This window comes from Hominilimicola fabiformis, from assembly GCF_020687385.1.
GTDB lineage: Bacteria > Bacillota > Clostridia > UBA1381 > UBA1381 > Hominilimicola > Hominilimicola fabiformis.
The window spans coordinates 276,883-289,099 of the sequence record NZ_JAJEQM010000002.1 but is presented as its reverse complement, the minus strand read 5'-3'; the positions used below and the strand labels follow the sequence as shown (position 1 = coordinate 289,099).

The 12,217-nt window shown below is 37.1% G+C and carries 8 protein-coding genes; all 8 read right to left on the bottom strand.

Annotation, left to right across the window (positions count from 1 at the left end; all coding sequences use genetic code 11):
* Positions 1–103 precede the first annotated feature (103 nt).
* Positions 104–1,627 carry a right-handed parallel beta-helix repeat-containing protein gene (locus tag LKE05_RS02755; RefSeq protein WP_022229406.1) on the bottom strand — a complete coding sequence of 508 codons (1,524 nt, stop codon included), beginning with the start codon at positions 1,625–1,627 and terminating at the stop codon, positions 104–106.
* Positions 1,628–1,774: 147 nt separating this feature from the next.
* The gene (folD, locus tag LKE05_RS02750; protein ID WP_308455857.1) at positions 1,775–2,611 is read right to left on the bottom strand and encodes a bifunctional methylenetetrahydrofolate dehydrogenase/methenyltetrahydrofolate cyclohydrolase FolD; all 837 of its coding nucleotides are present in this window, start codon (positions 2,609–2,611) and stop codon (positions 1,775–1,777) included.
* Positions 2,505–4,469, bottom strand: a complete 1,965-nt coding sequence (locus tag LKE05_RS02745) for a YgiQ family radical SAM protein (protein ID WP_349164043.1) — start codon at positions 4,467–4,469, stop codon at positions 2,505–2,507. Before LKE05_RS02745 ends, folD begins: the two co-directional genes overlap by 107 nt.
* Positions 4,456–6,933 carry an FtsK/SpoIIIE family DNA translocase gene (locus LKE05_RS02740; RefSeq protein ID WP_308455848.1) on the bottom strand — a complete coding sequence of 826 codons (2,478 nt, stop codon included), beginning with the start codon at positions 6,931–6,933 and terminating at the stop codon, positions 4,456–4,458. Before LKE05_RS02740 ends, LKE05_RS02745 begins: the two co-directional genes overlap by 14 nt.
* Before the next feature lie 106 nt (positions 6,934–7,039).
* Entirely contained in the window at positions 7,040–7,858 is an 819-nt protein-coding gene (locus tag LKE05_RS02735) for a zinc metalloprotease (RefSeq protein ID WP_308455847.1), read from the bottom strand.
* A gap of 90 nt (positions 7,859–7,948) precedes the next feature.
* Positions 7,949–8,413: a GNAT family N-acetyltransferase gene (locus LKE05_RS02730; RefSeq protein WP_308455846.1), complete on the bottom strand. Its 465-nt coding sequence runs from the start codon at positions 8,411–8,413 to the stop codon at positions 7,949–7,951.
* A gap of 141 nt (positions 8,414–8,554) precedes the next feature.
* Complete coding sequence (locus tag LKE05_RS02725; protein WP_308455856.1) at positions 8,555–12,106, bottom strand: beta-L-arabinofuranosidase domain-containing protein; 3,552 nt, start codon at positions 12,104–12,106, stop codon at positions 8,555–8,557.
* Entirely contained in the window at positions 12,052–12,216 is a 165-nt protein-coding gene (locus tag LKE05_RS02720) for a fimbrial protein (protein ID WP_308455845.1), read from the bottom strand. The genes LKE05_RS02725 and LKE05_RS02720 overlap by 55 nt, the downstream gene beginning before the upstream one ends.
* Position 12,217: the final 1 nt, after the last annotated feature.

The window sequence follows — 12,217 nt, the reverse complement described above, 5'->3', positions numbered from 1 at the left end:
CTTGGCTGCATAAAAATAGCGTAGCAGTCGTTAAAACTACTACGCTATAAAAAGTCTAACTTTTGGGGGTCACATCATCTGCCCCCTCTTTTATAAGTCCAAATTAATTTGAAGGGCCAACAGGTTCATTATTACCCATTTTACTCATATCAATATTTTGGAATTCCGGAATCTTTTTGAATACTTCACTATCGGGCTTCAATTCATAGTTTCCGTTAGCATAATCAACAAATCCCGGATCTGATGTTGTTAAATAGTTGTTTGTACCCTTTATCAATTCAGGCGCACCTCTTGTACCCTGAGGGTTGACAGTTCCGTTTGCCTGACTAAGTTTAAACTTAATATTAACAACAAGATTTTCGTCAAATATATTTGTTGCAACAGATTTATAATATTCATCTTTGAATGTAGCAAGTTCAGGATATTTTGCCGCAAATATCGGATTTGCCGCATATTTTTCAGCCAATTCAACTCTTTCTTTTTCCTCTGTCTTTGTCATATCCCACGTTGCACCCGGAGCATATGAGTTCCAACCAAGGAATGTTGCGCTACAATCAACAAATATATTGCCTTTAAGTGTGTTTCTGTTACCTTGTGCCGTTACACCGATAACATTATTGGCACCGTCTGAACCGATATTTGCAAATACATTATTGTAAATCTGCAAAGCGTGACCGTAGTTATCTGTTCTTATTGCCGAAACATTAAGCTGTTTCTTATATTCACCGACCGGATAAATACCGATATTGTAAATATAGTTGTTCTTTATAACACTGCCTCGCCATTGCGGTACATATTCGTTTCTGGTATAAATAGCGTCCATATCCAAACATTCTTTAACCGCATCGTGAATTTTATTATATTCAATTACATGGTCATTACCGTGATAGTTAAATATACAGTGCGGAGCGTCATACAAATCATTGTACGCAACGTGAATACCGACACCGTGCATTCCAATCGCAGGAACATATGATTTCTGCAAATATCCTACATGGTGAATATTATTATTCAATATTTCGTTATTGCTTGGCGTTAATGTCTCCAAATCACCGCCGCGAAGATACAACGCAGTACCGCCGATATTTTTAATATGGTTATTATCCAAATGAACGTCTGTACCGTTTATAACAATAGCGCCCGAGCCGAAATTAAAGATATTACAATTCTTCACATCAATATGATTTACACCGTTACCGTCATCGACAAAACCGTCCCAAACGTGTCCCGGGAATACTTGTGAGTCGGTATATTTATCTATGTCAGCTATATAAACCGACGAACCAGAACCCTTCGTGAAGTTTGCACCGTTTAAATCGGCACCTCTCGAAATCATCCAATCTTTAAAACTCGGTATTGAATATCCCGCACTTGTACCAAGTACCGCATATCCACGTCCGCCTTTCATTGTAATGTTACTTACATTGACATATTCAGCACCGTTAAAGTTGAAAATCGGAGTTTTCAGCATAGACAAGCCGATTTCATAATTACCGCTTGTAAAATCTGACGGTGCGTAATAGTAAAGTTTGCCTGTGTCACGGTCAATGTAGTATTCACCTTCGGTATCAAGTTCTTCAAGCAAGTTTTCACCGTAGAACCAACCATTTGTATAGAGGCCTTTCAAATGTAAATCAAAGAATTAAAATTATATTCGGTGACAGCTACGGAATACACGTTGAATCAACAGTCGATGTCGGTACTGATGTGTACAAAAAAGAACAATAAAATCACAGGCAAGCCTATTTTACGGCTTGCCTGCTTTGTTGTGTCATTATTTTGATTTATTTAATATTGCGGCTTTAACTGTATTTTTCATAAGCATAGCGATAGTCATAGGACCTACACCGCCCGGAACAGGAGTTATTGCACCCGCAACCTTTTCGGCACTTTCAAATTCAACATCACCGCATAGTTTCTTATTTTCAAGTCTGTTTATACCAACATCAATTACAACAGCACCTTCTTTTATCATATCACCTTTAATAAAGTTAGGTATACCGACTGCCGCTACAAGAATATCTGCATTTTTTGTTTTTTCAGCAAGATTCTTTGTCTTTGAATGGCATATTGTAACTGTACCGTTTTGATGTAAAAGCAGCATTGCTTGCGGTTTGCCGACAATATTACTTCTGCCGACTATAACACATTCTTTACCGCTTACATCTATACCGCTTTCTTTTATAAGCTCCATTACACCGGCAGGTGTACAAGGTACAAAATCATAATTGCCTACCATAATTTTACCTACGTTTACGGGATGAAATGCGTCAACGTCTTTATTTGGTGCTATTGCGTTAATAATCGTCTTTTCATCAATATGTTTAGGAACAGGTAATTGTACCAAAATACCCGAAATACTGCTCTTATTATTAAGTTCATCTATAAGCTTTAATAGTTCTTCTTGAGTTGTTTCTGCCGTAAGTGCGTACTTCTCCGAATATATTCCGCATTCTTCACAAGCACGCTCTTTATTTCTTACATATACCTGACTTGCAGGGTCTTCACCTACGATGATTACGGCTAACCCCGGATTTATTCCCTCTTTTTTCAGATTTTCTACTTCTGTCTTGAGTTCTGCCTTTATTCTTGCCGAAACTTCCTTTCCCATTAATAGCTTTGCCATTGTCATTCCTCCTATTTTTCTTTTGATTATTAGATAGTATATCGCCCTTTGGCGGTCTGATAAGACATCTGTTCTGATAGCCTATTAAGTCTGTTCTTCCTATCTTAGTAAGTGCTTCGTAAACAAGTTTGTAATTTTCGGGATTTCTGTATTGCAACAATGCACGTTGTACCGATTTTTCATGCGGAGTTTTCGGCACATAAACTTTTTTCATTGTAAATGGGTCTATTCCTGTATAAAACATACAAGTTGAAATTGTTCCCGGTGTAGGATAAAAGTCTTGTACTTGTTGCGGATTTATATTGTGTTCATGCAAATATTCCGCCAAACGTACCGCGTCACGAATTGTACTTCCGGGGTGACTTGACATAAGATACGGCACCAGATACTGTTTTTTGCCTATTTTCTCATTTATCTTATAAAACTTATCCGAGAACTTATTAAACACGCTGTTTTCGGGCTTACCCATATATTTCAAAACATTGTCACTGATATGTTCCGGTGCAACTTTAAGCTGACCGCTTACATGATATTTACACAATTCATAGAAAAACGTATCGTCCTTGTCGTTTATAAGATAGTCAAAACGTATTCCCGAACGAATAAACACCTTTTTAACGCCCTTTATAGCACGAAGTTTTCTAAGCAAATTAAGGTACTTCTTATGTGAAATATCCATATTCTTGCAAGGTTCCGGAAATAAGCACTGCTTATTTTTACAAGCACCGAGTGTCAGTTGTTTTTTACAGGCAGGTCCTCTGAAATTAGCGGTCGGACCTCCGACATCGTGTATATAGCCCTTAAAATCAGACATTTTTGTCATTTCTTCCGCTTCTTTTATAAGAGATTCATCACTTCTTGAAGTGACAATTCTGCCTTGATGAAAAGCCAAAGCGCAAAAGTTACAACTTCCGAAACAACCTCTGTTTGCGGCAAGCGAAAATTTAACTTCCTGTATTGCGGGAATACCGCCGTCTTTTTCATACATCGGATGATAATTTTTCATATACGGAAGTGCATACACTTCGTCAAGCTCGTCCGTTTCAAGCGGCGGCATAGGCGGATTTTGTATAAGATATTTGTCACCGTGCTTTTGCACGAGTGTTTTTCCTATATACGGATTCTGCTCATAATACTGCAGTCTGCACGATACAGCATATTTACTTTTACTTTCTATACATTCTTCATAACTCGGAATAAGAACAGAATTTTGTTCATCATATTCAGATGATATATAGCACGTTCCCGGTATATCCGTAATTTCGTTTACAGGCACACCGTCCCTAAGTTTATCGGCTATTCGTACAATTTGTTTCTCACCCATACCGTACATCAAAATACTTGCACGAGAGTCAAACAAAATCGAACGTCTAATCTTATCATCCCAATAATCATAATGAGCAAATCTTCTAAGACTTGACTCAACTCCGCCGATAAGTATCGGCATATCAGAGCCGAAAGCCTCTTTAATTCTGTTACAATACACAAGTGTGGCTCTGTCGGGACGCATACCGCCCTTTCCGCCGGGTGCATACATATCGTCATGTCTGCGTTTTTTTGCGGCAGTATAGTGATTTACCATACTGTCAATATTTCCTGCCGATACAAGTACTCCGAGTTTAGGTCGTCCCATTCGTACAAAATCGTCTATTTTATGCCAATCAGGCAAGGCAACTATACCTACCTTATATCCGTGGCTTTCAAGCACGCGTGATATTATGGCATGTCCAAAACTCGGATGGTCTACATACGCATCTCCGACAATATATAAAAAGTCAAGTTGTTTCCAACCTCTTTTATCCATATCTTCCTTTGAAACAGGAAGAAAATCAACCTTCTTCATATTCTTCATTCTCCGGTCGTGATAAATCGGCATGGCTCACAAGCACATCTCTTGGTTTTGAGCCGTTTGCACCTGATATTATCCCTCTTGCCTCCATTTGATCTATGATACGTCCGGCTCTTGAATAACCCACGCCCAAACGGCGCTGTACCATAGATGTTGATATTTTGCCTAAACTCATAGCAAGTTCAATAGCCTCCGGAAGAAGTGCGTCACCGTCATCTTCAACATCAGGTGTAACACCGTTTTCGCCTGTTGCGTGACGTTCTATTTCTTCTTCCAAATCCTCACTGTAATGAGTTTCGCCTACATTTTCTTTTATAAATTCAAGTACCGACTCAATTTCAGGGTCTGAAACAAATGCACCTTGAACTCTTGTTGCGGCTCTTGCACCTGCGGGATGATACAACATATCACCCATACCAAGCAACTTTTCTGCACCGCCCTTATCAAGTATTGTACGGCTGTCCACTTGGCTCGATACCGCAAAAGCAATTCTTGACGGTATATTTGCTTTGATAAGACCTGTAATGACATCAACAGACGGTCTTTGTGTTGCGATAATCAAATGTATTCCTGCAGCACGGGCAAGTTGTGCCAAACGACAAACATAATCCTCAACTTCCTTTGCCGCAACCATCATCAAATCCGCCAACTCGTCTATTATAACAACAAGCTGCGGTATTTTCTCACCGCCTGTACTTTCCATAAGTTTGTTATAAGACTCAAGTTTTCTCACACCTGTATTTTTAAACAAATCATAGCGGCGCATCATTTCGCTTACCGCCCAATTAAGTGCACCTGCCGCCTTTTTTGGCTCTGTAACAACAGGTACAAGCAAATGCGGTATACCGTTGTAAACGCCAAGTTCAACAACCTTAGGGTCAATCATAATAAGCTTAACTTCCTCAGGTGACGACTTGTACAAAATACTCATAATAATACTGTTTACGCAAACACTTTTACCCGAACCTGTCTGACCTGCAATAAGAACGTGTGGCATTTTTGCAATATCGCCTATAACTACATTGCCGCCTATATCCTTACCCAAACCGACTGTCAATTTTGACTTTGCATTTTTGAATGCATCCGATTCAAGCATTTCGCGTATTGAAACAGGAGTAACCTTGTTGTTAGGTATTTCAACACCGACAGCCGCCTTACCCGGAACAGGTGCAACAAGAACAGTTGACACAGCAAGGTTAAGTGCTATATCGTCTGCAAGTCCTACTATTTTAGAAAGTTTAACACCTGTGTCCGGTTGAATTTCATATCTTGTTACAGTCGGACCTTGTGTTACTTGCAACAGTTTTGCTTTCACGCCGAAATTGTCAAGAACGGAAATAAGTTTTTCCGCCGTTCTTCTCATTTCTTCACGTTTATCACCCGAAGTTGCCTTAGGTTTGCTCAATAAATCCAAAGGCGGTATTACATATTTCGGAATAGGTCTTTCTATAGCCTTGTTAAATTCCTCGTTGTATCCCTCTTTTTCACTTTCGGACATATTCTTAGCCTTTTCGGGTTGTTCTTCCTTTTTCTCCCCGACTTCTTCTATCGGTTCTTCAACTATATCATCCATTTTACCGAATGCCTCATCTATACCGTTTGAAAAAGGTTCTTCTGCCGGTTCTTCTTTTATAGGCTTTTCTTTTGTTTTTGATGATTTTTTAGCAGTTGGTTTAGTTACTGATTTTTTTGTGTTATTCTTTGTGTCATTTACAAATGAATTTGCCGCGTCAAGAGCACTTGTTTCTTCTTCGTAATATTCATCTTCATACACATCATCTGTATACTCATCTTCATATTCTTCTGCAAGCATTCTTTCTTCCATTCGTCTGTCATATTCTTCTTTTAATTCCGAATACTTATTTTTCGCACCAAACATAACATTTCTTGCCCATTTGAAAAATTCCGCAAAAAAAGATACATTAGTTATAAAGCTTGCCAATACAATAAGTGTAATTGATAAAATTATGTAAGACGCAACTTTCTGCACCATTTGTTCCATAAATACAGAAACACACGCACCTAATAAACCTCCGCATATATACTGCTGACCTGCCGAAAAAGCATAGCTTATATCAGTATTAATCGACGAAAGATTTACAATCGCACTGACATTAATAAGTGCCAAAAATGACAGTATAACCTTACTCCAAAAACGCTTTATGTCCTTAGTTTTAATAAGGTATGCCGATACACCCGCACAAATTACAGGCACAAAATAACCGCATATGCCGAACAATCCGCGGAACAGATTTTTCACCGCATTATTTATTACTCCGCCATTACCTGTATCAATGTACATAAAAACAGCTAATAACAATGTAATGAGCATTGATGAGATAATGTATGTAGGCATATAGTTTTTTGTCTGATTATTCTTTTTTACAGTAGCTTTTGCCGTAGTTTTAGAACTTTTTTTTGAACTGCCCTTTTTAGCAGTTGACTTCTTTGTTGCCATAAAACCTTGCCTTTCTTATGTAAATAATAATTTTATTCATAAATATTCACTGTGTATTATATCACAAATCATTTAAAAATTCCACAATGTTATAATAATGTAATATTTAAAGTACTTGTTCCGTTGTCAGTTTATCTATTACCTGCGTTTCGGTTATAATGTCCTGTACTTTGCCGTCGTCACTTACAACGTAAACCATATTATAGTCTTTCGGAATAAATTCATCCACTATGTCACAATAATTACACTCATTTTCAACCACAATATGTCTTACCGATTTTTTCTTTTTATTGTTGAACATCAATGTTTTAGTTAAATCCACATTATATTTTTCACTTTGAGTAAATATATTGCCTATCATCAAAGCAGAAAACAGCAATACTGAAAAATTGAATTTTGTAATGTACATCACATATATACCAAGTCCCATAATCATAGCAGAAAACACTGCTGATATTACAGTCATAATCTTATTTGCACTGTTATATCCGAGTCTGTATGCTATAATCTTTTTGAGCAAAATACCGCCGTCCAAAGGTACTGACGGAATCATATTCATACAAAACAGCATAGTATTGCTTATATAAAAAAACTTTACACTTTCATTCGGATAACAGCTGTACACAATCATTGCGATAAGTGCAAATAAAATATTACAAAACGGTCCGCTGAAATATAATATCATTTCATCTGCAAGTGAATATACAAGTTTATTTTTTAATTTCAAATTGACACCGAACGGATAAAAGTCAATATGCGATATTTTAAGCCCTATACACACAGCCGCAAGGCAATGTGCCAATTCGTGCAAAATCATAACCGCATATGTGACGCAAAGCATATCCGCTTTATTAAATATAATGCAAAACACAAACAAGGCGATTGTCAGTACATTAACTCTTAAATAGTTTGTTATTTTAATCAAGACAAGCACCCCCTCTGATTATTATATTCACATAGCATACAATACAGAACACAAAAATACCCTTTATGCTTTCACACAAAGGGTATTAAATCATTTTGCCGCATATTCAAATTGAATATCCACACGTTTATAATGATGTGTATTATCGACAGGAATTTCATAAAAGCCGTATTTTTCATATATATGCAATGCCGGTTTTAAAATACTGTTTGACAGGATTGTAAGTTTATTGGCACCGTTTTCCAAGGCATAATCCATACACGCTTTAAAAACAGCACTTCCCGCACCGTGTCCATCATATCTTTCGTCTGCGGCAAGTTTACATATTTCCCACTCATTATTTGTCATAGGCTGTGCCATACAAGTTGCGTAAACTACACCGTTTTCAATAGCAAAATAAATCATTGCACCGTTTTTGATAAGTTTATATATATTTTCAAAAACTTCAAAATCATCACTTTCAAGTGCAAAGTATTTTGTTATCCAATTCTTGCTCAGACGGATAAAATCGTTTTTGTATTCGGGTTTATATTTTACAATTTCCATATTAATCATACTTTCTCTTGAATTTTGATTTATTATAGCATATAGATTATTTTTAGTAAAGCGAATATTTTTAGACAAATTCCGATTTTATGCTAAAAGTTTTGGGAAATAAAAATTCTCTGCAAAACAAATTGCAGGGAAAATTTTTTTCTATTCCTCAGTAATTATCGGTTTCATATTGTCCGTCGATTCCCAATAAAACTCTTTGTGTGATGACGTGTTTTCGGTTTGCTTTATGTCCTCAATGCTGATTTTTTCTGTATCCATATTTTTTAATGTTCCATTATCGTTATAATCAGCAGTTATCTTTACACATTTTAAATCATCATTAGTGATTCTTGCCTCAATAACACCGCCTGCACAAGTTGTACTGTTCTTTGGTACAAATTTAACTGTAACACTGTCTTTACCATTTGTATATTCTTCCGGAATTTCATAGAATACATCATATGCGTTATTCATCTTTTCGTTGTTAAGCGTTTGTTCGGCAAATTTATTATCATCAATATAGATATAGAAATCACGCGTATAATTTACATTATTTTTTATAAACGGTCCGTCGCTGCCCCAATATCTTACAAACAGATAATTTTTATTGCTCTTATCCACTTCCAAAGAATATTGGAAATATGCGTTGTCACTACCGTATGCGTCACGCCAGTAATATGTTTTTGTACCGCTTGTAAAACTGCCGTTATTTGAATTTTTACTTGCCAAACCGTGTCCGAGTTCGTCCTGCTGACCGTCCGGTTCAACTCTGTCAATCGTTGCACTGTTCAGACGTTTATCATATTCATTCACACCGTTTCCTACGTTGAAATATACAGTATAGAAACTGTGGTGAATTTCATAGAACGGTTTTAATTCAATAGCCTTACCTGTTGATGAATTTTCAGCTTTAATTTTAAATGTCAGCTTACTTGTATCAACTGTATCTACATATTTATCTAAATTGTTTGAATTGCCGACAATATACGGAACATCAGTAGTTACACTGTCAATCTTTGTTTCGTTTGAAATATATTCATTTACACCGCTTACTCCGTCAACATTTCCAAGTTCAGCCGCTAAGACAATAGGGCCGTATTGATATGCTATCTGTCCGTCAATTCTTGAATTGTATACTGTAACAGACATTGGAATTGTAATATCTATAATGTCGCCGTCTTTCCATTCGTTAGATATAGCAAGATATTCTCCGCCCTTTGATGTATACGTCTTATTGCCTGCTTTTACTGTCATATCACTTTCAAGCCATGACGGAGCTCGTAGGTTGATATTTGCACTTCCTGTTCCTGCGACTTTAATTTGTACCTTGTCGGAATAAGGATATGTTGTTTCAACAGTGAATGTAAGACCTTTTTCTTCCCATTCATATGTACCCGGCATATAAAGATTTACATATAAATCGTCACCGTCTTCATAATACGCACATCTTGTGTATCTTCCCGGGTTCTCCATACCTGTACCCGTACAACACCACCAAGATTTATCCTTTTGCTCATATACTCTGTGGTGTCCTTGCAAAAGCGATACAAAGTACATTTTTGCACCTGTTTCAGGCTCTTGCTGACCGAGAATATGGTTGTACAAAGCCTTTTCATACCAATCCATATATGCACTGTCATGTTTCCAAGCGAATAAATGCTCAGACAGACGCATCATATTATATGTATTACAGCTTTCGCAAGTCTTAACTCCAAGTGTCTCTGCACCCTCTGCCTCGAAATGTTCGGCAATCGAGTTACCGCCTATTGCGTATGAACGATTGTTTACAACGTAATTCCAGAAATTTTCGCAAGCCTTTTTATAATCGGCATATTTCTCCGGATTTTGTTCGTATATTTCTGCCGCACCGATTATTTTCGGTATTTGAGTATTTGCGTGAAGTCCTGTCAAACTGTCCTTACCTTGTATAAGCGGATTTAAAATCGAATCGTGAGTAAATCTTCTTGCCGTATCCAAATATTTTTCATCACCTGTAATTTCATACATTCTCGCAAGAATTTCATTCATACCGCCGTATTCAACGTCAAGCATTGACTGCATTTGTGCGTCAGTAAGATTTGATGTACCGTCAACTGCCCAATCTGCAAATTTTTTCAATACTTCATAAGCAGTGTCATTTTCTGTATAGTCATACGCGTCAAGCAAGCCTTGATATATTTTGTGTATTCCGTACCATGGCACCCAATAGTTATCAGCCCACTTGGTATTACCGCTAAACAGTTTTGTAAAACAATCTTCGCTACATCCGCCTATATATGGTGAATTTGAAGTCTTTTGAAGTTCATCGAGTTTAGTTACCGCATAATTAAGTTTAGTCAAAACTTCTTCATTGCCTGTATCACGATATAATACCGCAGCTGCACTCATCCAATGTCCCAACGAATGCCCTGCAAGTGTGAATGTATCTTTTGAACTTCCCCAGTTGCTTGCACCTTTTCTTTCCCAACCGCCGTAACGTTGTGCATTATTCGGGGCGGTTAATCCGTGCATTTCATATGACGGTGCAAGAAGTCTGTCAACATCTATTGACAGTACATATTTAAGTCCTACCTGTTCGCTTTTCTCAAACAAACTGTCTTTCTCTAAATTAACTCTGTCGCCTCCGGCAAAGTTACCTGTATTATCTATTTTTCTTTCCATTACGCTTGAAATTGCCTTTCCTGTTGATTTGTTATAAACGTCTGTTTTTACAGTCAAATTGCCCTTATAATCTCTAATATCTTTCTTCATTTTTACAGTATTGTCGGACGGCACAAAATCTTTTGTATCTTCCGACAGAAGTGTATCACCACTGTAAATTTGCATTTTTAAAACCAAAGTATCGGTTAGTTCAGATGTTACAACATACTCCGCTTCAACAAATGATGAACCCGAATTTTTAACAATATTCATATTACGGATTACAGAATAATTATCGTCCAAAGAATCCGTTTCAACAGTTATATTCGCGATAACATCGTAGCTTTTTCCTGCTATTTTCGTAGTACCTGTTACTTTATACGTTCCCTTTTCGGTATAACTGCTCACTTCTCCCCAGTCAACTATCGTTTTGCTTGTCATTCCGTTTGTGTACGATACATCTACTTCTGACGGCAGCTTAATTTTGTCACCGACTTTTACTGTTAAATCTGTTGTTTCTATAGATTTAACTTCTGCCGCAGTAGCCTGCATTCGTGTTATAATTTCGTCTTGTGTTAATGCGTCATTGTATATTTCCATTTCATCAATACAACCAGTATAATTAGGATCTGAAGTATATTGAGATTTAGCAATATAATTTGCAGCCGAAGACGCAAGCGAACTCATAGACACCGTAATATTACCGCTTGCAACACTCTCACCGTTTATATACATTGTCGCCTTATTATCTTTCATTGTAACAGTTACGTATGACCAAACATTTTTATTAAACGATACCGAAGATGTAATATTTTGCTCTATTTGATTATTGTATTTCACCGCCAAACGCGGATAACCGTTACCGTTGTTTACGGTAAGAAATATATAATTCTTTTGGTCAGAGCCAAAGTCAAATACTCTTTCCCACGAAGTTATTCCGCTCGGTTTTATCCATGCTGATACAGTAAAATTATCGCTTAACGGAATTTGACTTAAAGTCGCACTTCCGCCGTTAAATTCTACCGCATTATTTTTTGACCGAGTATATTCGACACCGTACCCATATAGGTTAATCCTGTCATATCATTCATTGAATATGATGCTGTTAAATCAGCCGCATATACACTTGCCTGCAATATAAATGCCGTAGCCGCTGCCGTTAAAATCACTTTCTTGAACTTCATT